We start from the raw sequence: 20,503 nt of genomic DNA, 5'->3' as shown, positions 1-20,503 counted from the left end.
CCGGGATCCGCTCGCTCAGCGGCCTCGTCCACCGAAGAGGGAACCGGCCAGCAGCGCCACCGCGACGGGAATCAGGAAAACCAGCCAGAAACCCTTGGCGACCGTGAAGAACAGCACGATCGCCACCACCGCCGCGGCTGGGACCGCGAGAGAGGCGAGACGCTGCGATGGCGGCTGCGACGGCCTGCGCACCGGCTCGGCCGCGGGCGGGCGGTACGCGGACAGGAACTTCGGACGCGGATCGGGCAGGTCGCTGAACAGCGGAATCAGGTCACCCCTGGTGCGGGCCCCGGTCACCCGCGAGGAGCGGTCGCCGAACTCGCCGATGTCCAGGCGCCCCGTACGAACGTGCTCGGAGAGCGCGTCCAAGGCGTCCTGGCGCTCGTCGTCGCTGAGGCGAAGGTGGGGCTGGTCCGCGGGCACCATCCGATCCTAGGTGCCCCACGCCGTGCGGGGGGTCACGGTGTGGGACAGCGAACGTGCCCGCGGCGGGCGAAGTCAGTCCTTGAGCTCCAGCAGGACCGAGCCCTGGCTGACGGCCGAGCCGATCTCGACGGTGAGGCCGGTGACCGTGCCCGCCTTGTGCGCGGTGACCGGGTTCTCCATCTTCATGGCCTCCAGCACGACGATCAGCTCGCCCGCTTCGACCTGCTGGCCCTCCTCGACGCCGACCTTCACGATCGTGCCCTGCATCGGCGCGGTCACCGCGTCGCCGCTGACCGCCGCCTTGCTGCTGCCGCCACGCTTGCGCGGCTTGGCCTTCGCGGCGCCGGCCGCGCCGCCACCGCCGCCCAGTGCGAGGTCGCCGGGCAGCGATACCTCGAGCCTGCGTCCACCGACCTCGACGACGACGTTCTGCCGCGGCGCGGTCTCGTCCTCGGCCGGTGTGCCGCCGTCGAACGGCTCGATCTGGTTGTCGAACTCGGTCTCGATCCACCGGGTGTGCACGCTGAACCCGTTCTCGTCTCCGACGAACGCCGGGTCACGCACGATCGTCCGGTGGAACGGCAGCACCGTGGCCATGCCGTCGGCCACCATCTCGCCAAGCGCGCGGCGGCTGCGCTCCAGCGCCTGCATCCGAGTGGCGCCGCTGACGATGACCTTCGCCAGCATCGAGTCGAACTGCCCGCCGATCACGGTGCCGGTCTCGACGCCGGAGTCCACGCGCACTCCGGGGCCCTCGGGGAAGACCAGCCGGGTCACCGTGCCCGGTGCGGGCAGGAAGTTGCGGCCCGCGTCCTCGCCGTTGATCCGGAACTCGATGCTGTGCCCGCGCGGGGTGGGGTCCTCGGTGAACGGCAACGCGCCACCCTCGGCGATGCGGAACTGCTCGCGGACCAGGTCGATGCCGGTGGTCTCCTCGGAGACCGGGTGCTCGACCTGCAGCCGGGTGTTGACCTCGAGGAAGGAGATCGTGCCGTCGGTGCCGACCAAGTACTCGACCGTGCCGGCACCGTAGTAGCCGGCCTCCTTGCAGATCGCCTTGGCCGACTCGTGGATCGTCGCGCGCTGCTCGTCGGACAGGTACGGCGCGGGCGCCTCCTCGACGAGCTTCTGGTGCCTGCGCTGCAGTGAGCAGTCGCGGGTGCCCACCACGACGGCGTTGCCGTGCATATCGGCGAGCACCTGCGCCTCGACGTGCCGGGGCCGGTCGAGATAGCGCTCCACGAAGCACTCGCCCCGGCCGAAGGCCGCGACGGCCTCCCTGGTGGCCGACTCGAACAGCTCGGGGATCTCTTCCATGGTCCTGGCCACCTTCAGGCCACGACCGCCGCCGCCGAACGCGGCCTTGATGGCCACGGGCAGCCCGTGTTCGCCCGCGAAGGCGACGATCTCCTCGGCCGTTTCGACCGGGTCCTTGGTGCCAGGCACCAGTGGTGCACCGGCCTTGAGCGCGATGTGGCGCGCGGTGACCTTGTCGCCGAGGTCACGGATGGCCTGCGGGCTCGGGCCGATCCAGGTGAGCCCGGCGTCGATGACGGCCTGGGCGAATTCGGCGTTCTCGGAGAGGAAGCCGTAACCGGGATGCACCGCGTCGGCGCCCGCCCGTTTGGCCGCGTCGAGCAGCTTGTCGAAGTCCAGGTAGCTCTCGGCGGCCGTGCTCCCGCCGAGGGCGAACGCCTCGTCGGCGAGACGCACGTGTGGTGCGTCCCTGTCCGGATCCGCGTAGACGGCGACGCTGGTCAGTCCCGCGTCGGCAGCCGCTCTGATCACCCGGACCGCGATCTCGCCCCGGTTGGCAACGAGCACCTTCGTCACCGGTCCGCCCTGCGTCGCGTTGGCACCTTCGGGCACGCCCTTGCCTCCTCGTGGTCGTTCTGCCCGGCGTGGACGCGATGAGGCGCGCCCGCGGGCCTCGCAGCAGTTTAGGCGACAGTACTGCCGGAATGTGGTGAGAGGCGGCTCACCCCTTGCGGTCTTACCCCTGCTCGGGCCGGGTTGTGTGCCAGACCACGCTCGCGGGTTCGCCGGTCGGAGGCGTCAGTGGCGCAGCGGGGCGGGCAGTTCCGTGTCGAGCAGGATGGCCTCGTAGGGCTGGCGCTGGAAGATCGCGGTCAGCTCCTCGGTGTTCACCAGTGCCCACGGCTGCTGCTCCCCGCAACAGCGCACGAGGCGGTCGATCGCGGAGTACGCCAGCAGGGCCAGCTTGCCGTCTTCGGTGTGCCGCAGCTCGACGGCGAGGGTGCTGCCGCCGTCCTGCGTCTGGTACCGACCGCAGGGGATGTAGACCATCGGGGGGAAGCCGGGTGGGACGGGCAGGCGCGGGATCGATTCGACGTTGGTCACGCGGACAACATAGACGGGCACACAGAGCGACCTCGCCGGGTGGGTGGGGCTCACCTACGCTGGACCCGTGACCTCGACGAACCCGTCCCGGCCACCACGCACGGTGCTGGTGACCGTCGTGCTCGCCGTGGTGGTCACGTTCGCGGCCCTGCTGACCGTGTTCCTGTTGCGGTCGCGGCAGGAGACGTCCTCGGCCGCGGGTCCCCTGCCGGACGTGCCCCCGGTCTCGGGTTCGAGCACTACGGGCGACTGCCCCGAAGCTCGGTGCGTGGTGCTCGCCTCGGTCGACGTCGGCGGCTCGACCGTGGAGTTGCTGGCGGACCCCGAAGGCGGATCCGCCAGGGTCCGGGTCGATGGGGAGAGCGACTCGGCCACGGTGCTGGAGAGCACCATCGCCGCGATGGGCGCGAAGGTCGGCAGTGACTCACTGCGTTGTGTGGCGGGTGCGACTTCGGTGTGCCTGGTCCGGGGCTCCATCGAGGACGGCGCGGTCGGCGAGGTGGTGGTCACGCGCGGCGGCGCGTGGGGCCCCGCCGACCGGCCGTACTTCTCGAACGCGGGCACGATCGCACTGGACGATGTCGCGCGGGACGAGGTGCCCGAGGTCGTGGTGGTCCGCCACGACTGCGGTGCCACCGACTCCGTGTCCTCCTGTGAGGTCGCCCCCGTGGTGGCCGCCGTCTTCGAGGTGGGTGGAGCCGAACTCGGCTGCACCCGGCGGTACACCTCCCCGAGCGACATTCGGGGCTGGCCCGAGGTCCGGGTCCGGGAGAGCGAGTTGCGCCCCTGCTCGTGACGGCCGCCGGGACTCAGGCGCTCGCGGTGGCCGCCGGCCTGGCTTCGGCGCCGGTGTCGGCGAGCAGCGGCGGGGCGCTGGGGGTGTGCAGCACCTCGTCGTCGAGCAGTCCCTCGGTCCGAGCCACGATCGTCGGCACCGCGATCTGGCCCGCGACGTTGGTCGCGGTCCGCATCATGTCCATGATCGGGTTGACCGAGTAGATCAGCGCGATACCCAGTGCCACCTGTTCCGCACCGAGGCCGATCACCGTGGTGGTCAGGGTCAGCGCGGTGAGCCAGCCGGTGGTGCCCGCCGTGGCCAGCGCACCCAGCACCGCGACGACCACGATGCCGCCGTACTGCCAGAGGCTCAGCGACTGTCCGGAGATGTTCGCGATGAAGATCGCGCCGATGGCGGGGAACACGGCGGCGCAACCGTCCATTTTGGTCGCACTGGCCAGCGGGGTCGCGAAGGCCGCGTATCCGGGGTCGACGCCGAGGTTGACCGCTGACTGCCGGGTCAGCGGCAGGGTCGCGCCGGAGGACTGGGAGGCGAAGGCGAACTGGATCGCCGTCCACGCCTTGCCGAAGAACTGCGCTGGGCTGACCTGTGCCACGAAACGCAGCAGCACGGGGTAGACCACGAGCAGCACCAGCAGGCTGCCGACGTAGACGGCGACGGTCAACGACAGCAACGGCCGGAACAGCGCGTCACCGTAGTTGGCCACCGCCGCGCCGATGAGGCCGACGATGCCGATCGGCGCCAGCCGGACGATCCAGCCGAGGTAGCGCTGGATGATCTCGAAGACGCTCGAGGTGAAGTCGACGAAGGGCTTGGCCCGGTCACCCAGGCTGTAGGCGGCCGCGCCCACGATCAGCGCGAGGAAGAGCACCTGCAGCGTCTCGCCCTCGGCGAAGGCGGAGACGAAGTTGCTGGGCACGATCCCGTCGATGAAGGCCGTCCAGGAACCCCACTTGTCCACACTGGACGCGGCCTTGTCCGAGTTGGCCGCGGTGGCCGCGACGCCGGCGCCGAGTCCGCCACTGCCGGGGTTGAAGAGCCTGCCGACGACGATGCCGATCAGGACCGCGATGGACGAGGTGATCGCGAACCAGAGCACTGTCTTGCCGCCGAGCCGGGCGGCGGTGCGTCCGCCGCCGAGCCTGCGCAGGCTGTTGATCCCGACCACGATCGCGGTGAAGACCAGCGGGATCACCGCGATCTGCAGCAACGTGGTGAAGACCGAGCCGATCTGGTCGAGGATGCCGGTCAGCCACGTTGATTCCGTGGTCCTCGCGATGACACCCAGCAGGGCGCCGACGAGGAGTGAGCCGAGCACCGCCGCGGCGAAGACCGGTGGTTTGGTGTAGGTCCGCACGAATGACACGGGGCAACTCCGGAAAGTGAATGGTTCTCGAGGTGGGCCAGTCGTGGTCAACGGCTGACGGTCCCGGGCTCTTCCGGATCGTTTGTCCCTGTGGCTGGACTCTCAGGATGTGGGAGGCCAGAGGTCGACAACGTTTACGCCGACCTCGGCGAGCAGCTGCCGGGTCAGCGGCAGGCTGATGCCGATCACACTGGACGGGTCGCCGTCGACGCCTTCGACGAACCAGCCGCCGAGCCCGTCGAGGGTGAACGCGCCGGCGACCGCGAGCGGTTCACCGCTGCCGACGTAGGCATCCAGCTCGTGCTGGGTGGGGGTGCCGAAGCGAACGGTGGTGCCGCGGCTGCCGATGGCGCGGGCGTCGGTGTCCAGGCGCAGTACGGCGTGCCCGGTGAGCAGTTCACCGGTGCCGCCCGCCATCGCGGCCCAGCGTTTGTGCGCGTCCTCGGCGGATTTCGGCTTGCCGACCATCTCCCCGCCGATCGAGAGCATGGAGTCACAGCCCACGACGACGGCGGGGTGGCTGTCGGAGTAGGTCCCGGCGAGCGTGTCCGCGACCTTCTCCGCCTTGGCCAGGGCCAGCGCGGTGACCAGTTCGGCAGGGGAGGGGTCGGTCAGGTTCGCCGCCACGGCGTCCTCGTCCACGCCGGAGACGACCACACTGGGGTCGATCCCGGCGGCGCGGAGCACGGCAAGGCGGGCGGGAGAGGCGGAGGCGAGAACGAAGCGCACGACGCGGAGGTTACCGCCCCGCCCGCGCGCCATCCCACAGCTCGCACTTTCCCGGGAAAGCGCGATACGCCGCGACCACTTCCCCAGGTCAGCTGGGGAGGGACGAGGCGCGCCAGGCGCCGGGGCCGGGGCGCAGCGGCGTGCGCAGGCGCGCCGCCGGGTCGCTCCACCGCGAGCGGCGTGGTGCTGGCGGCGCGGGCTCCTCGCCGGACGCCGCCGCGGGCACCACGGCGGTGACCGCGGCCAGTTCGGCATCGTCCGGGTTGCCGCGCACCACGCGCAGCAGCGGCCGGGCGGTCGTCTCGGTCGTCTGCTCGTCGCTCATGTCTCTTGCCTCACAGCGGGATGTTGCCGTGCTTCTTGGGCGGCAGCGTCTCGCGCTTGTCCCGCAGCAGGCGCAGCGCGCGGGCCACGTAGCCACGGGTGTGCGCCGGCGGGATGACGGAGTCGACATACCCGCGCTCGGCGGCGACATAGGGGTTGCAGAGCGTGTCCTCGTACTCCTGGATGAGGTCCGCACGCAGGGCGTCGACGTCGGCGCCCTCCTCCTTGGCGTTGCTCAGCGTCTTGCGGTGCACGATGTTCGCCGCACCCTGCGCGCCCATCACGGCGATCTGGGCGGTCGGCCATGCGACGTTCACGTCGGCGCCGAGGTGCTTGGACCCCATCACGTCGTACGCACCGCCGTAGGCCTTGCGGGTGATCACGGTGACCAGCGGGACGGTCGCCTCCGCGTAGGCGTAGATCAGCTTTGCCCCGCGCCGGATGATGCCGTTCCACTCCTGGTCGGTACCGGGCAGGAAGCCCGGCACGTCGACGAAGGTCAGCACCGGGACGCTGAACGCGTCGCAGGTACGGACGAACCGCGCGGCCTTCTCCGAGGCGTCGATGTCGAGGCAGCCCGCGAACTGCGTCGGCTGGTTCGCCACGACGCCGACGCTCTGCCCGTCGATCCGGCCGAAGCCCACCACGATGTTGGGCGCGAAGAGCTCCTGCACCTCGAGGAACTCGCCCTCGTCGACGACGCGGGTGATGACCTCGCGCATGTCGTAGGGCTGGTTCACCGAATCCGGAATCAAGGTGTCCAGTTCGGAGTCCGACTCGGTGACGCCATCGACGATGGACTCGCCGGAGGGCTCCGGTGCCTCGAACAGCGGCGGCTCGGAGAGGTTGTTCGAGGGCAGGAACGACAGCAGCTCCTTGACGTAGGAGATCGCGTCCTCGTCGTCGCTGCCCATGTAGTGCGCGTTGCCGGATTTGGTGTTGTGCGTGCGCGCGCCGCCGAGTTCCTCGAGGGTGACCTCCTCGCCGGTCACCGTCTTCACCACGTCGGGGCCGGTGATGAACATCTGCGAGGTCTGGTCGACCATCACCACGAAGTCGGTGAGCGCGGGAGAGTAGACGTGCCCGCCCGCGTTCGCGCCCATGATCAACGAGATCTGCGGCACCACGCCGGAGGCCTTCACGTTGCGGGTGAAGATCTCGCCGTACAGCCCGAGCGAGACCACGCCCTCCTGGATCCGGGCGCCACCACCCTCGTTGATCCCGACGATCGGGCGGCCGGTCTTGATCGCCAGGTCCATGACCTTGACGATCTTCTCGCCGTAGACCTCGCCGAGCGAGCCGCCGAAGACGGTGACGTCCTGGCTGAACACACACACCGGCCTGCCGTCGACCGTGCCGTAGCCGGTGACCACGCCGTCGCCGTAGGGGCGGTTCTTCTCCTGCCCGAAGTTGGTCGAGCGGTGCCGGGCCAGCTCGTCCAGCTCGACGAACGAGCCGGGATCGAGCAGCAGGTCGATGCGCTCACGGGCGGTCTTCTTGCCCTTGGCGTGCTGCCGCTCCACTGCGCGGGCCGACCCGGCGTGTACCGCGTCGTCGTAGCGCTGGTAAAGGTCGGCGAGCTTGCCTGCCGTGGTGTGGATGTCCGGCTTCGTGCCGGACAGTTCAGGGGGCGTCCCGATCGGCTCCGTCGCACTGCTCATAACGGCGCAGCCTAACGACAGCAGCGCCCTGGTGCGCTGTGGCGTAGGCAACGTCACCGGCCGGCGTGTGCTGTCCCGCCGGTGCCCGCACCTGCCGCCGGCGGCCCCGGCCACCGCCGGGTGGGCCCGTCTGCCAACTCGCGAACACCCCTCCTAGGCTCCATCCCATGGCTCCCATCAATGCGAGCAACTTGCGCGCTGACCTGCTGCGCCCCGCCGGTCCGTACGCCGCGCTCGACGTGGTCCCCGTGACCGGTTCCACCAACGCCGACCTGCGGATGGCTGTCGCGGACGGTGCAGCGGACCGCACCGTGCTGATCGCCGAGGAGCAGACCGCTGGTTCCGGCAGGCGTGGCCGGGTCTGGAACTCACCCGCGGGCGCCGGTATCTACTGCAGCGTGCTGCTGCGGCCGAGGGAGGTCTCCTTCGCCCAGCTCGGCTCGCTCTCGGTCGTGGCGGGTCTCGCGGTGACCGACGTCGCCGCCGCACTCGACGTCGACGCCGTGCTCAAGTGGCCAAACGACGTGCTCGCGGGCCCGGAACGGGGCAAGTGTGCCGGCATCCTTTCCGAGGCGGCGTCCTCCGACGAGATCGCCGTGGTCGTCGGGATCGGGCTGAACGTGCATCCCTCCAGCGCCGCGGTGCCGCCGGGGCCGGGAGGGCTGCCCGCGACCTCGCTGCGCGAGCAGGGCGCCCGGACCACTGACCGCACGCAGATCACGGCGCTGCTGCTGGCCGCCTTCGCCGACCGCGAGGACAGCTGGCGGCAGGCGCGCGGAGATCTCGCCGCGGCCGGCCTCCTGCAGGACTACCGGCATCGGTGCGCGACCCTCGGCCAGGAGGTCAAGGCGATACTCGCCGACGGCGGCACGTTGTTCGGCGTCGCGGTGGACGTGGACGGTTCGGGTCAGCTGATTCTGGATACGGGGCAGGGCGCGCGCCGCACCCTGTTCGCCGGGGACGTGGTGCACCTTCGTTCGGCTGGGCCGCCTTCGTGACCAACGCGGCCGTGAATCGCCGCGCCACGGGCGTCAAGGCGGCGCCGCGCCGGTACGGTTGGTCCACCAGGGTGCAGGAACCGGGCTCGCAGGCCCGCCGGGACGGGGAGCGTTCGAGTGGCCTATCCAGACGATCTGCTCAGCGAGGGCGAGAGCATCGTGGTGCACAAGCACCCGCACTTCAAGATGCTGGTCGTCCCGGTGTTCGTACTGCTGCTCACACTGGCCGCCGGAATCTGGCTCGCGCTGCTTGCGCAGGACGTTTCGCCGCCGTGGGACCTGATCGCTCTGATCGCCATCGGCGCCGTCGCGCTGCTGATGATCGCGTGGCTGTTCCTCGCGCCGGTGGTGCGGTGGCGGACGACGCACTTCATCGTCACCCCCGACCGGGTCATCGCCAGGGAGGGTGTGATCAAACGAACGGGCATCGACATCCCGATGTCGCGGATCAACAGCGTGCAGTTCGAGCACGGCCTGCTCGACCGGGTCTTCGGCTGCGGGACGCTGATCATCGAGTCGGCTTCGGAACAGCCGCTGAAGTTCGATGACATCCCCAACGTGGAGAAGGTGCACACCTTCATCTACCGGGAGGTCAACGACAACCCGTATGACGACTACGCCGACCGGGATCAGGGGTTCGACGAGGACCCTCCCGGACGGCCCCGCTCTCGCGGACGGAGGCGCTGAACCGGAATGGGTGTACGCGAACTGAACCTGCCCGAGCGGGTGAGCTCTGCCGGTGAGCTGCCGGAACGCGTGACGATCTGGGAGGTCGGCGCCAGGGACGGGCTGCAGAACGAGTCGGTGTCCGTGCCGGTCGAGGTGAAGCTGGAATTCCTCGATCGAATGGCCCGCGCCGGACTCCCCGTGCTGGAGGCGACCAGCTTCGTGCATCCGAAATGGGTGCCGCAGCTGGCCGACGCCGAACAGTTGCTGGCGCGGCTCGACGCTCTCGAGGGCGTGCGGTACCCGGTGCTGGTGCCCAACGAGAAGGGGCTGGACCGCGCGCTCGCCGCCGGTGTGCGGGAGATCGCCGTGTTCGCCAGCGCGACGGAGACCTTCGCGCGGCGCAACCTCAACTCCGGCCTGGACGAGCAGTTCGCGATGTTCGAGCCCGTGGTGACCAGGGCTCGCGCCGAGGGGCTGCAGGTGCGCGGCTACCTGTCGATGTGCTTCGGCGACCCATGGGAGGGTGCGGTGCCCGCCGAACAGGTGGCGCGCGCCGGGGCCCGGCTGCTGGAGCTCGGCTGTGGGCAGCTCTCTCTCGGCGACACCATCGGCGTGGCCACGCCGGGGCAGGTCGAGCGGCTGGTCACCGCGTTCGGCGCGGCGGGCACCGGCCCGGACGCCCTCGCCGTGCACTTCCACGACACCTACGGCCAAGCCCTGTCGAACACCCTCGCGGCCCTCCGGATGGGCGTGTCCACAGTGGACTCCTCCGCCGGTGGTCTCGGTGGCTGTCCCTATGCCGAATCGGCCACCGGCAACCTGGCCACCGAGGACCTGGTGTGGATGCTCGACGGACTGGGCATCGAGCACGGCGTCGACCTGGACGCACTGGTGTCGACGAGCGCCTGGATGGCCGGGAAACTGGGCAGGCCGAGTCCTTCGCGAGTGGTTCGCGCGCTCTCCGGCTGACGGAGGGAGTTCCGCGGTTCTCACCCGATCGAGGCCTCGGAATCCTGGCGCGGCAGGGAACCCTGCCTCCGCTTCGTGCGTCGCAATCGCAGCCGACCGCTGTCCACATCGGGGAGGACGCCGTGACCGAGCACAGCGCGCGCGTGGAACAACTGCTCGCCGAGTACCGCGACAGCCGCGAGCAGCTCGCCACCGTGCACCGCGAGCTGAGCGCGGTCCGGGCTTCGGCGAGAGCCGCGGACGGCCTGGTCACCGCGACCACCGGGCCGAGGGGAACCCTCACCGGCCTGGTCATCGACGAAGAAGCGTATCGCCGCTACCGGCCGCGGGAGCTGGCCGAGCAGATCGTGCGCGCGACGGCCGCGGCGGCGGAGCGGTCACTCGCGGCGGCGGCCGAGGTGCTCGCGCCCGCGCTCGGGGAGGGCACCGATCCGCAGGCGTTGCTGCTGGGTACCGGCGACCTCGCCGCAGAGGAGCTGGCCGGGGGCGCGGCGAGCGGCGAGGACGACAGCTTCGAGAACCAGTCGTGGGTGGGCGAGGCGCGATGGCCGAGCGCTCGGTGACTCCTGGTTCGGGATTCGCCGCCGACCCCGACCGCCTGCGGGCGTGTGCGGGTGATTTCGACGATCTCGCCGGACGGGCCGAATCCATCGCCACCGAACTCGCCGGAATGCTGGCGAGCGGTTCGCAGGCAGGCTCCGCACCCTGGGGTGATGACGAGATCGGCCGCGCTTTCGCCGCCGTGCACGTGGAGGGGGCAGCCAGTGCACGGGAACGGATCGAGGGCCTTCCCGATGAGCTGGCCGCGATGGGTGGCCGGTTCGCCGGTGCCGCCGAGGCTTACCGCGCCGCGGACGACACCGCGGCCGGCGACGTGTCCGGTGCCGGAGCAGGGGACTAGGGGCGGCCATGGGAATCCAGTTGCCCGCGGAACTGTCCGCGATCGCGGCCGCCACCGGGCTGACGTGGCCGCAGGCCGATGAGGACGCGCTGCGTGCGCAGGCCGTGGCCTGGCGGGACGCCCAGGAACGGCTGAAGGTGCTTGCCGCCGATGCCGATACCGTGGCCGCGGACGCCCTCGCCGCCATGAGCGGCACCGCCGCGGATGCGGCCAGCGCGACCTGGGCCGGTATCAGTGATGCCGACGAGGGCGTGCTGGGCGGTGTCGTGCGGGAGGCTGGCCGAGCGTCGGACCGGCTCGAGCGCGCGGCCGAGCAGGTCGGCGAGGCCAAGATCGAGCTGATCCGGCAGCTGGTCCGGGCCGCCGAGAACACCGAAGGGGCTCGTGCCGCGGCCGAGGCGAGCCCGACGGCGCTGCTCGGCGTGGACGTGACTCTCCGCGCAGCGGCCGCTGGCCTCGCCGCGGTGACCGAGGGGCTGGCCGGGGTCGTCGGAACGCCGAGTGATCTCCCCGTGGGCGCCGAACCGGCGGATCCGCAGGCCGGTGCGCGGGGCGAGCGGGGCCACACCGGGCTGCTGAGTGTGGTGACCGGTGTGCCGATCGAGATGCTCACGCCCGAACCGGTCGTGAACGCCGAACCCGTGTCCGTGGACAGCGCACTTGAGCCCGTGGGGCGCGAACCCGTGGCGGTGGACGGCGGGCTTGAGCCCGTGGGGCGCGAACCCGTGGCGGTGGACGACGCGCTTGAGTCCCTGGGGCGCGATCCCGGGTTCGTGGAGGGTGGATATGCCGACGCGGACACCGGACCGATTCCGCTCGGGCCGTCCGGTGGAATCGCCGATACGCCCACGCCGCGATCCGGGTTCACCGTGGCGGCCGGTTTGGCCGGTGGCGGGGCGGTTCCCGGTGCGTCCCCTGCGTTTCCCGGTGCGGCGCCGCAGCTGCCGTACGCTCCGCCACCCGCTACCTACGGCGGCCAGATCGCGGCGGGTACGGCCGGCGGCTTCGCGGGTTATGGCGGGTACGGCGGTTACGGCGGGCAGGGCCGGTACGACGGGTATGCCGGGCAGGGGGCCGCTCCGTGGGGCAGGCAGGCCCCGGTACCGCAGGCTCCGGTACCGCACGCCCCGGTGCCGCAACCACCACCCGCACCACCACAGCAGCAACCGCCCGCATCGGCACAAGCGCCGCAGCCGCCCCGCGTCGCGCCGGGCCCGCCGCAACCGCCGCAACCACCGCAGCCGCCGATTCCGCTGTCCTACGGCGCGCCGCGGCAGGAGCGGGAGAGCGTCGTCGCGCTTTTCCTGGTGCACATGTTCCCCATCGGGCACCTGCCGGTCGCGTCCGCCCGGCCCGCTCGGCAGCTGCCACTGCCCCCGGCGGAACTGGACTACGCGCCGGGACTGCGGTTCCCCCCGCACGACCATCCGCGTTCGGACCTGATCGATCTGACGCCCGCACTGGAGTCCCTGCGCGCGGGCGGGCGGCTGCCCTCGGCCCCGCCGGTCGAGGTGCTGCCCTGCCCGCCTCCGGAGCTGACCGAGGAGCACGATCCGCTCGGTCAGCTTGCGGAACGGGACTGGGAGCACCGTTACCTCGTGCGCACTCCCAGCGGCCGGGTCGAGTACGTCTGGCCACCCGGTGAGTCCTTTCCGGAGGGTGGGCTGGCCGATGGGGAGCCGGTGCTGCTCGTCGAGGGCACGACGCTGGACCGGTTCGGCACGGCGGCGGGACGGGTGTTCGCCCCGGCAGGCACCCCGTTCGCACGACGCTCCCTGCCACCCGCACACCTGGCAGCCGGCTACCGCCGTTACCTCGTGCTTCGCGAACTGCCTGTGTGGCGCGCGATCTCGGCGGGCTGGTTCGGTCAGCCCGGTGGTGGCGTGCGCGTCAGGACGATCTATTCCGCCGCCGAACTGGTGATGCTGGGCTACCTTGCCGACGTCACGTTCGAACCCGACACAGCCGAGGAAGTGAAAGCAGGATGAACGTCGAGTCGATCGTGCGCTGGCTCGAGGCGCTCGGGGTGCCGCGCGAGGTCATCTCGATCGAAACCGAGGCCGACAACACCTGGTGCCTGCTGCGGGCCGAGGAGCAGGAGGACGGACTGGTCGCCTGGGAGGTTTTCTGGCGCGAGCAGGGCAACCGCTACGACTGGGCGCGGTTCAGCAACGAGCAGGTCGCCTGCCACTACCTCTTCGGCAGGCTGGCCTGGGCGCAGGTCGCTCGGGGTGCGGTCGGCGTCCTGCCCTGACCGGTGTGGGTGTCAGCCGCGATGCCCGTTCAGCAGGTCCAAGGTGGCCTCGTGCAGGAGGCCGTTGGTGGACAGGGCCGAACCGCCGTCGAAGGTCGCGGCTCCGGTGAGGTCGGTGAAGCGACCGCCCGCCTCGGTGACCAGCACCTGCGCCGCGGCGACGTCCCACGGATTCACGATCGTCTCGGCCGCGATGTCGATCGCCCCCTCCGCGACCAGGCAGTGGTGCCAGAAGTCGCCGAACGCGCGGTTCTCCCAGCAGGCGTCGGTCAGGGCGAGATAGGCCTCGCGGGAGTGGTACTCGCTCCACGAGCCGAGGTGGGTCGTGGACAGGTAGGAGTCGCCGAGATCGGCGACCTTCGACACGGACAGCCGGTGCTCACCAGCTCCGTCCCGCAGCCAGGCTCCGCCCCCAGCCGCCGCCCACCAGCGCCTGTCCAGCAGTGGGGCGCTGACCACGCCGACCACCGGGTCGCCGGCGGAGACCAGGGCGATCAGCGTCGCCCACACCGGTACACCCCGGAGGAAGTTCTTGGTTCCGTCGATCGGGTCCATCAGCCAGGTTCGTCCCGGCCCCGACACCGCACCCCCGCGTTCCTCACCTGCCACGGCGTCGTCTGGCCGCTCGGTTTGCAGCAGCGTCCGCAGCGCGTCTTCCACAGCCGTGTCCGCGTCGGTGACCGGACTTCTGTCCGGCTTGCTGCGCACCGCGAGGTCCAGCGCACGAAACCGGGCGGTGGTGATCTCGTCGGCGGCGTCGGCCAACCGGTGGGCGAGGGTCAGGTCATCGGAATACGGCGACACGAGTCCGATCGTCGCACGACGTCGCGCCGTAGAGTTGACCAGGTGAGCGTGGTGCTACTTGCCGAGGACGACCCGGCCATCGCTGATCCGCTGTCGCGCGCGCTGAAGCGGGAAGGCTACGAAGTCGAGATCGTCGTGGACGGCCCTTCGGTACTCCGGATCACCGGTGAGCGCAGGGTCGACCTGTTGGTGCTCGACCTCGGACTGCCCGGGATGGACGGTCTCGAAGTGTGCAGGCGGCTGCGCGGCGCCGGGACGGAACTGCCGGTGCTGATGCTGACGGCCCGCACCGATGAGGTGGACTTCGTCGTCGGTCTCGACGCGGGCGCGGACGACTACGTGGCCAAGCCGTTCCGGCTCGCCGAGCTGCTGGCCCGTATCCGCGCGTTGCTGCGCAGGCGGGCGCCGGACGTACTCGAAGCAGGTGGGGTGCGGATGGACCTGGCGGCGCGGCTGGTGACCGTCGAAGGCCGGGAGGTGCCGCTGGCCAACAAGGAGTTCGAGCTGCTCAGGGTGCTGATGAGCAGGGTCGGTCAGGTGGTGAGCCGCGACGAGATCCTTGCCGAGGTCTGGAACGACCTCGAGTCGAAGACATCCAAGACGCTGGATATGCACATGTCCTGGTTGCGCCGCAAACTCGCGATCGCCATGGAGAGTGTGGGCGGCGAACAGAGTGGGCCCCGGCACGACGGTGAGCGCCGGATCGCGACTGTCCGGGGCGTCGGGTTCCGGTTCAATGCCGAGTGAGCGTGGTTGAGTGCGCCGCCGGATCCTGCTCGCCATCTTGCTCGCCGTCGCGGTCACCGGCGCGGCGCTGGGCATCCCCTTGGGCATCACCGCCTGGCAGCTGGTGGACAACCTCGCGAAGGAGGATCTCGCGGCCAGGGCCCAGCAGATCGCGGCGACGCTGGACGACGACATCGCCAACGGGGATGAACTCGACCTGACCGTGGTGGGGGTGGCCGTGCCGGAGGACGGCGTGCTGGTGGTCCGCAGGCCCGACCAGGCCGATTTGCGGTACGGCATGCCGATCGAGGGGAGCACGGTCTCCGAGACGGTGCCGATCGCCAGGGCGGGCACCGTCGAGCTCGCCATTCCGGCCGCCCCCGTTCGCACCCGCCAGACGCAGGTGACCCTGCTGGTGGTGTTGCTGGTCGTGCTGTCGGTGGGCATCGGGACCGTGGTCGCCACCGTGACCGCGCGCAGACTGGCGCAGCCACTGCGGCACGTAGCGGAACGAGCGGCCCGGCTCGGCGGCGGTGACTTCCGGCCAGACCCGAAGCGCTACCACGTCGGGGAGCTGGACATGGTCGCCGAGGCGCTGGACGCTTCCGGTTCGGCACTCGCGCAACTGGTCCAGCGCGAACGCAGGCTCGTCGGCGACGTCTCGCACCAGCTGCGCTCCCGCCTCACCGCCCTGCAACTGCGCCTGGAGTCACTGCCGGTGCACGGGGACGACGAGGTGGCCGAGGACGCGCGGGCGGCACAGGAACAGGCCGACCGGCTCGCCGAAGCGCTGGACGAGCTGCTGGCGGCCGCCCGCGCCGCCAGTGAGGTGGGGACCGAGCCGGTGGACCTGCATGCCGAACTGCCCGCGATGGCCGAGGAATGGCGGCAGATGCTGCGTGCGGACGGGCGAACCCTGCGATTGCGCGTCGTCGAGGGACTGCGCGTGCGAGCGACGCCAGGACGGCTGCGCGAGATCATCGGCGTGCTACTCGACAACGCCCTGCGCCACGGCGCGGGTACGGCCACACTCGCCGCGCGGCGCGGCGATTCCGACGGCACGGTGGTGGTCGAGGTGACCGACAACGGCGCGGGGGTGCCGGACGAGCTGGCACCGCACATCTTCGACCGGGGTTTCTCCGGCGGCGGATCCACCGGTGTCGGCCTCGCGCTGGCCCGTGCGCTCGCGGAGGCCGACGGCGGCAGGCTGGAACTGTCGGTGAAGCGTCCCGCGACGTTCGCGCTGTTCCTGCGGGTGTCGCGGCCGCAGGACGTGGCGGGGGTCAGTTGGCCAGCGGACTCCGCGCCCCGGTGAGCGCGACGATCAGTGGGCGGGGTCCGGTTCCTCGCCTGCTTCGAGGCCGTCGCGCCTGCGCCTGCCGAGCTCGTCGGGAAACACCCATTTCTTGAACGCCCAGAACTTGAACGCCATCGCCAGCAGCATGCCGATGATGGAGCCGCTGGCGAAGTCGGCGACCTCCTGGGCCAGCCTGCTGACGTGCGGGACGGCCAGGTCGAGGCCGTAACGGGAGATGGCGAACGGGATCAGGTTGATCACCATGGCGATGCCGCTGATCAGGAAGAACAGCGCGGCCTCGTGGTGGCTCTCCCGCCCGCCCCGCGTCCGGAAGGACCACTCCCGGTTCAGGACGTAGTTGACGATCATCGCCACGATGATCGCGATCGCCTTGGCGGTCGTCGGTTTCGGCGCGAGCACGGTCAGCTTCAGCAGCCACCAGATGCCGTTGTCGACCACGAATGTCGTGCCGCCCACGATGCCGAACTTCAGCATCTCGCGGTGCTTGATCAGGACGGAACGAAGCGGTTCCGGCACCCGGTTCAGCACGGAGTCGACGGCGGTCACGGGCGACAGTCTACGGAGGCCGCGATCAGCCGAACGTCAGCCACCAGTCCCAGGGGACCCAGGGTTTGCTGGTGGGCGGCCCTTTCGGGGGTTTCGCCGGGTTCGATGACGGCGGTCCCGGCGTGGCGGACTTCGTCGGCGGCGGTGCCGAAGGCCGTGTCGGCTTGGCCGGTTTGGTCGAAGACGTCGAGTTCGGGGTCGTGGACGACGGGACCTGCCCCTGCTCGGACTCGGAAGGCGTGGCGGGCTCGGTGCTTTCCGGCGTCGTCGTGTCATCCGGGCCGGGCGTGTTCTCGGTGGTCCCGGGTGTGGTGGTGGCTGTCTCCTGGTCGTCCTCGTGCGGAACGTCCGGCCATGGGCAGAGATAGCTGAGGCAGACCGGTTCGATCGTCACGGTCTCACTGACGGTGGCCGACCCGAGGGTCGCGGTCACCGTGATCGTGCGCTGGTCGGACGAGCGGTGCACCCGGGCATTCAGGCCTGCTTCCTCGTCCGGGTCCAGTGGTTCCTTGCTCGTGCAGTTCAGCTCCAAACCGGGCGAGCAGTCGAAGTCCCCGCCGCCGGTGGTGTGGGCGTACTCGTCCACGGTGACCGTGACCGGTCGCACGCTCTCGCCGGTGTTGCGCACGGTGATGTCCAGCTGGGGCGGCCAGAACCACGGGAAGAACGAGTTGCTGGACTGCGTGACCGTCAGGGCCAGATCGTCGGGCGCGGGCGCCACGACCACTGGAACCTGCACGTTCACCCGGATGCCCGCGCCGGAGGAGACCGTGCCGGTGACCTGTCCGCCCTTGGCGTCCTCGCTCGCGACCAGGCGGAACAGCAGTACCACCGACTCGCCGGGACGCAGTCCGCGGTCCGAGGAGCAGGTGACCGTGCTGCCTTCGCTCGCGGGGCATTCCACGGTGGTGCTCTGAGCCGCCTGACGGGCAGCGGGCGCGTTCATGGAGAACAGCCTCGGTCCGCCGAAATTCGCGTTGGGGCCGACGGCCGTCACGCCCGGCGGGAGCGACAGTTCGGCGGTGACCGGCTTGGACTCGCTGCCACCGTCGTTGCGCACGGTGATCGGCAGGTCGACTGGGCCGGCACCCGGTACGAGTTCGACCCCCTCCGGCGGACCCTGCGCGACGACGCTGGGCGCGTCCGGTTCGGCGGGCGGAGCGGGTTCGGGCGGTGGCGGCGGTGGTACCGGTGGTGCGACCGGTTCCGGCGCGGGCGGCGGTGGCGGCGCCACGGGCGGTTCGGGCTGTGGTGCGGGAGGCACCACCGGCGGCTGGGCAGGCGGTGCGGGTTCGGCCGGCGGAGCGGGTTCCGCGGGGGCAACCGCGGGCGGTTGCTGCGCCGCGGCCGGAATCTCCTGGCCACCGCCGCCCGCGGTCAGGCCGACGGCGATCGCGGCGGCCATCGCCACCCCGGAGGTGGCCACTCCGACGAACTGGCGAGGACCGGCGGCAGCCGCTCCCGCCGCGGCACCGCCGGACGATCCGGCGGCGCCTGCCGTTCCCGCTGCCGCGCCCGCGCCGACCGCGGCCATCCCCGCCGTCGCGGCGGAGGCCTTGGTGGCCCCGGCTGCGGCGAGGTAGGCGAACACGGCCCCGCCGAGCACGAGTGGAGCGACGACACCACGCAGCCCGCCGTTGACATCGGCAAGTTCGGCGGCCAGCGTCCTGCAGCGGTCGCACTCGTCGAGGTGGGTCTCGACCTGACTGCGTTCCCGCTTGGACAGCCCGTCCCTGGTCCACGCGCCGAGCCGGTCGGCGGTGGCCCTGCACCGCTCCGCGGTCGTCTCGGCCAGGTGTACCTGCAGGTACGCCTGTCGCAGCCCCTCGCGGGCGCGGTAGGCGAGCGCGGAGACGCCATTGGCCGTGAGTCCGAGCAGGGGAGCCACCTCGGCCGGCGACTGCTGCTCGATCTCGGTGTGCCAGAGCACGGTCTGCCAGCGTTCGGGCAGGCGGGCGAACGCCTTCGCGGCCATCGAGCGCTCGAGCCCGGCTACGGCGGTATCGGAGAAGGGGACGGTCAGCGCGGCGGCAGCGGGGCCACCGACCTCGGACATGTCCTCGTTGAGGTCGATCTTGCGGTCGCGGCGCGTCTTGTCGTAGGCCGTGTGCCGCAGGGCGGTCAGCAGGTAGGCGCGGAACGCGCTGTCCGGCCCTTTACCGCCGCGCAGGGTGTCGAGCAGCTTGGCGAATGCCTCGGAGACCAGATCGTCGGCTTCGGCCGTGGAGCGGGCGAGTTGCCTCGCGAGGTTGTACGCGGCCGCGACATGTCGTTCGTACAGCGCACCGTACGCGTCCAGTTCGCCGCCTCGGACCGACGCGATCAGTTCGGCGTCGCTTTTGCCGCCGAGGTCCGCGGGGATTGTGGACACGGGCCTCCTCCTTCTGCAGGTGAAGCGGCCCCTGCACCGCCGAGCACCCTGACTTCGCGCGCTTAGTGTGACCGACGAGCCCGCCATCGTCACGTCCTGGGTGGACAGATGCCCCGGAGAGCGCAGTGGGTTCACCCTTCCCTGCACGATTCTCCGTCACGGCTTGCGTCCGGAGCCGTCACTTAGGGGACACGATCTCGACTGGGGAAGGGCGGTTGGCAGTGGACGTTCCGGCAACCGGTGCACCGTCCGGTGATCGCGGCGAACACCAGGGTGCTGGGCGGCAGGTCACGCGGAGATCCGCGGTACCGGAGCACTCGATGCGGGCGCTGCGTGCCAGGTGGCGGACCGCGAGCCTGGCGTCCGGCTGGCGTTTTCCGAGCGACTGGGCATTGCCCGAGGTCGACGCGGTGTGTGCCGCCGTGGTCAAGGGTGGTGGCCCCGAACACGCGTTGGCCGGTCTGGGCAGGGCGCGCGCGGCGGCGGGGACGGGCCTGGCGGAGACTTTGGCCGACCTGGCCGCCCTGCACGCCGTACTCGAGCAGGTGGGATCGACGGACGGCTTCGTGTCGCCGGACGTGGATGCCACCCCGTCGCGACTGCTCCGCGTCACCGCGGTGGCCTGGGCGGACGTCGCCTTCGACCAGTTCGCCGGAGCAGAGGTCACCGACCCGCTCACGGGACTGCCGACATTGGCCTACCTACTCACCCGGCTGGGGGAGCTCTACCGGCAGGCGGCCCGCGAGGGACGCCCCGCGGCCGAGCGACACAACCTCTTGGTCGTGGCGATGGACTTCACGGCTGCAGCGGGCTGGACCCGGTTGACGGGGATGATTCTGGCCGCCGACGCGCTGAAGTTCGTTTTCGACGGCGGGGAGAGTCTCGCCGCGCTCGGGCCCTCCACGATGGCGGCACTCGCACCCCGGGACAACGGCGTCGCGGCCAAGGCCGTGCTGTTGCGCAGGGAACTCACCGAGCGGCTCGCGGGTGACCAGCAGTTGCGCGAGATCGGCACCCCCCGGCTGCGCCTGTTGCGCCTGCCCGCGACACACGCACAGGCCGGGGACCTGCTCAGCGACCTCCGGCGGACCTGAGCGGAGCTCGTGCGCGAGGCGCGGAACTTCGTCGTGCCGGTGCACTTCTCGCGGTCGGTACGCGAAGCCCCCGGGCGCCTCTCCTGCGGGAGGGGGCAGCACCGGGGGCTTCTCCCGGCCACCACACGGCCGGGGCCTTGGGTGTTGCGGGATGGGCCCCGGCCGTGTGGTGGCCGGGAGAAGCCCC

The 20,503-nt window shown here is 71.0% G+C and carries 21 protein-coding genes; 11 read left to right on the top strand and 10 right to left on the bottom strand.

The annotated features are described in order from the left end of the window. Positions 1–15: 15 nt before the first annotated feature. The 3 genes from D0C15_RS28245 to D0C15_RS28235 form a co-directional block, all read right to left on the bottom strand. Entirely contained in the window at positions 16–426 is a 411-nt protein-coding gene (locus D0C15_RS28245; RefSeq protein ID WP_211323351.1) for a DUF1707 SHOCT-like domain-containing protein, read from the bottom strand. A 72-nt stretch (positions 427–498) separates the two neighbouring features. Next, on the bottom strand, positions 499–2,295 hold the full coding sequence (locus tag D0C15_RS28240) for an acetyl/propionyl/methylcrotonyl-CoA carboxylase subunit alpha (protein ID WP_116051163.1): 1,797 nt from the start codon (positions 2,293–2,295) through the stop codon (positions 499–501). A gap of 186 nt (positions 2,296–2,481) precedes the next feature. Then, entirely contained in the window at positions 2,482–2,787 is a 306-nt protein-coding gene (locus tag D0C15_RS28235) for an SAV_915 family protein (protein ID WP_245976327.1), read from the bottom strand. A gap of 67 nt (positions 2,788–2,854) precedes the next feature. Here D0C15_RS28235 and D0C15_RS28230 point away from each other — a divergent pair, with 67 nt between their 5' ends. Further along, positions 2,855–3,583, top strand: coding sequence for a hypothetical protein (locus D0C15_RS28230; RefSeq protein ID WP_162830283.1), 729 nt, complete (start codon positions 2,855–2,857; stop codon positions 3,581–3,583). A gap of 13 nt (positions 3,584–3,596) precedes the next feature. Here the strand turns inward: D0C15_RS28230 and D0C15_RS28225 are convergent, their stop codons facing one another. The 4 genes from D0C15_RS28225 to D0C15_RS28210 all read right to left on the bottom strand — a co-directional run bounded on the left by D0C15_RS28225 (position 3,597) and on the right by D0C15_RS28210 (position 7,666). After that, on the bottom strand, positions 3,597–4,952 hold the full coding sequence (locus tag D0C15_RS28225) for a dicarboxylate/amino acid:cation symporter (protein WP_116051161.1): 1,356 nt from the start codon (positions 4,950–4,952) through the stop codon (positions 3,597–3,599). 102 nt (positions 4,953–5,054) lie between these two features. Beyond that, the gene (locus D0C15_RS28220; protein WP_116051178.1) at positions 5,055–5,681 is read right to left on the bottom strand and encodes a Maf family protein; all 627 of its coding nucleotides are present in this window, start codon (positions 5,679–5,681) and stop codon (positions 5,055–5,057) included. An 88-nt stretch (positions 5,682–5,769) separates the two neighbouring features. After that, on the bottom strand, positions 5,770–6,006 hold the full coding sequence (locus tag D0C15_RS28215; RefSeq protein WP_116051160.1) for an acyl-CoA carboxylase subunit epsilon: 237 nt from the start codon (positions 6,004–6,006) through the stop codon (positions 5,770–5,772). A 10-nt stretch (positions 6,007–6,016) separates the two neighbouring features. Then, positions 6,017–7,666 carry an acyl-CoA carboxylase subunit beta gene (locus D0C15_RS28210; RefSeq protein ID WP_116051159.1) on the bottom strand — a complete coding sequence of 550 codons (1,650 nt, stop codon included), beginning with the start codon at positions 7,664–7,666 and terminating at the stop codon, positions 6,017–6,019. Positions 7,667–7,833: 167 nt separating this feature from the next. On the opposite strand from D0C15_RS28210, the gene D0C15_RS28205 reads away from it, so the two are divergent. The 7 genes from D0C15_RS28205 (at position 7,834) to D0C15_RS28175 (ending at position 13,457) form a co-directional block, all read left to right on the top strand. Beyond that, positions 7,834–8,664: a biotin--[acetyl-CoA-carboxylase] ligase gene (locus D0C15_RS28205; RefSeq protein ID WP_116051158.1), complete on the top strand. Its 831-nt coding sequence runs from the start codon at positions 7,834–7,836 to the stop codon at positions 8,662–8,664. Positions 8,665–8,781: 117 nt separating this feature from the next. Continuing rightward, on the top strand, positions 8,782–9,351 hold the full coding sequence (locus D0C15_RS28200) for a PH domain-containing protein (protein WP_116051157.1): 570 nt from the start codon (positions 8,782–8,784) through the stop codon (positions 9,349–9,351). 6 nt (positions 9,352–9,357) lie between these two features. Then, a complete protein-coding gene (locus D0C15_RS28195) occupies positions 9,358–10,302 on the top strand; it encodes a hydroxymethylglutaryl-CoA lyase (protein ID WP_116051156.1) in 945 nt (314 codons plus the stop codon). A gap of 122 nt (positions 10,303–10,424) precedes the next feature. Beyond that, complete coding sequence (locus D0C15_RS28190; protein ID WP_116051155.1) at positions 10,425–10,865, top strand: YbaB/EbfC family nucleoid-associated protein; 441 nt, start codon at positions 10,425–10,427, stop codon at positions 10,863–10,865. Next, complete coding sequence (locus D0C15_RS28185) at positions 10,847–11,203, top strand: hypothetical protein (RefSeq protein WP_116051154.1); 357 nt, start codon at positions 10,847–10,849, stop codon at positions 11,201–11,203. The genes D0C15_RS28190 and D0C15_RS28185 overlap by 19 nt, the downstream gene beginning before the upstream one ends. Positions 11,204–11,211: 8 nt before the next feature. Then, on the top strand, positions 11,212–13,191 hold the full coding sequence (locus tag D0C15_RS28180) for a TNT domain-containing protein (protein ID WP_116051153.1): 1,980 nt from the start codon (positions 11,212–11,214) through the stop codon (positions 13,189–13,191). Further along, a complete protein-coding gene (locus D0C15_RS28175; protein ID WP_116051152.1) occupies positions 13,188–13,457 on the top strand; it encodes a hypothetical protein in 270 nt (89 codons plus the stop codon). The genes D0C15_RS28180 and D0C15_RS28175 overlap by 4 nt, the downstream gene beginning before the upstream one ends. A 12-nt stretch (positions 13,458–13,469) precedes the next feature. Here the strand turns inward: D0C15_RS28175 and hisN are convergent, their stop codons facing one another. Continuing rightward, a complete protein-coding gene (gene hisN / locus D0C15_RS28170; RefSeq protein WP_116051151.1) occupies positions 13,470–14,261 on the bottom strand; it encodes a histidinol-phosphatase in 792 nt (263 codons plus the stop codon). A gap of 48 nt (positions 14,262–14,309) precedes the next feature. On the opposite strand from hisN, the gene D0C15_RS28165 reads away from it, so the two are divergent. Both D0C15_RS28165 and D0C15_RS28160 read left to right on the top strand, forming a co-directional pair. Beyond that, a complete protein-coding gene (locus D0C15_RS28165; RefSeq protein WP_116051150.1) occupies positions 14,310–15,008 on the top strand; it encodes a response regulator transcription factor in 699 nt (232 codons plus the stop codon). A 10-nt stretch (positions 15,009–15,018) separates the two neighbouring features. Further along, positions 15,019–16,302 carry an ATP-binding protein gene (locus tag D0C15_RS28160; RefSeq protein ID WP_116051149.1) on the top strand — a complete coding sequence of 428 codons (1,284 nt, stop codon included), beginning with the start codon at positions 15,019–15,021 and terminating at the stop codon, positions 16,300–16,302. Between the two features lie 9 nt (positions 16,303–16,311). Here the strand turns inward: D0C15_RS28160 and D0C15_RS28155 are convergent, their stop codons facing one another. Together D0C15_RS28155 and D0C15_RS28150 are read right to left on the bottom strand one after the other, a co-directional pair. Next, complete coding sequence (locus tag D0C15_RS28155; protein ID WP_162830282.1) at positions 16,312–16,851, bottom strand: GtrA family protein; 540 nt, start codon at positions 16,849–16,851, stop codon at positions 16,312–16,314. Between the two features lie 25 nt (positions 16,852–16,876). Then, positions 16,877–19,222: a sigma-70 family RNA polymerase sigma factor gene (locus D0C15_RS28150; protein ID WP_211323350.1), complete on the bottom strand. Its 2,346-nt coding sequence runs from the start codon at positions 19,220–19,222 to the stop codon at positions 16,877–16,879. Positions 19,223–19,443: 221 nt separating this feature from the next. Here D0C15_RS28150 and D0C15_RS28145 point away from each other — a divergent pair, with 221 nt between their 5' ends. After that, positions 19,444–20,316 carry a GGDEF domain-containing protein gene (locus D0C15_RS28145; RefSeq protein WP_116051148.1) on the top strand — a complete coding sequence of 291 codons (873 nt, stop codon included), beginning with the start codon at positions 19,444–19,446 and terminating at the stop codon, positions 20,314–20,316. Positions 20,317–20,503: the final 187 nt, after the last annotated feature.

The sequence above is a fragment of the Amycolatopsis palatopharyngis genome (genome assembly GCF_003385185.1).
In the GTDB taxonomy this organism is placed as follows: Bacteria; Actinomycetota; Actinomycetes; order Mycobacteriales; family Pseudonocardiaceae; genus Amycolatopsis; species Amycolatopsis palatopharyngis.
The sequence above is the reverse complement of the archived record's forward strand: the minus strand, read 5'-3'. Positions and strand labels throughout refer to the sequence as shown.

Bases quoted from the DNA above. Each gene is read 5' to 3' on its own strand.
- D0C15_RS28245 (WP_211323351.1), bottom strand. From the start codon at position 426: ATGGTGCCCGCGGACCAGCCCCACCTTCGCCTCAGCGACGACGAGCGC.
- D0C15_RS28215 (WP_116051160.1), bottom strand. From the start codon at position 6,006: ATGAGCGACGAGCAGACGACCGAGACGACCGCCCGGCCGCTGCTGCGC.
- D0C15_RS28210 (WP_116051159.1), bottom strand. From the start codon at position 7,666: ATGAGCAGTGCGACGGAGCCGATCGGGACGCCCCCTGAACTGTCCGGC.
- D0C15_RS28205 (WP_116051158.1), top strand. From the start codon at position 7,834: ATGGCTCCCATCAATGCGAGCAACTTGCGCGCTGACCTGCTGCGCCCC.
- D0C15_RS28195 (WP_116051156.1), top strand. From the start codon at position 9,358: ATGGGTGTACGCGAACTGAACCTGCCCGAGCGGGTGAGCTCTGCCGGT.
- D0C15_RS28185 (WP_116051154.1), top strand. From the start codon at position 10,847: ATGGCCGAGCGCTCGGTGACTCCTGGTTCGGGATTCGCCGCCGACCCC.
- D0C15_RS28180 (WP_116051153.1), top strand. From the start codon at position 11,212: ATGGGAATCCAGTTGCCCGCGGAACTGTCCGCGATCGCGGCCGCCACC.
- D0C15_RS28175 (WP_116051152.1), top strand. From the start codon at position 13,188: ATGAACGTCGAGTCGATCGTGCGCTGGCTCGAGGCGCTCGGGGTGCCG.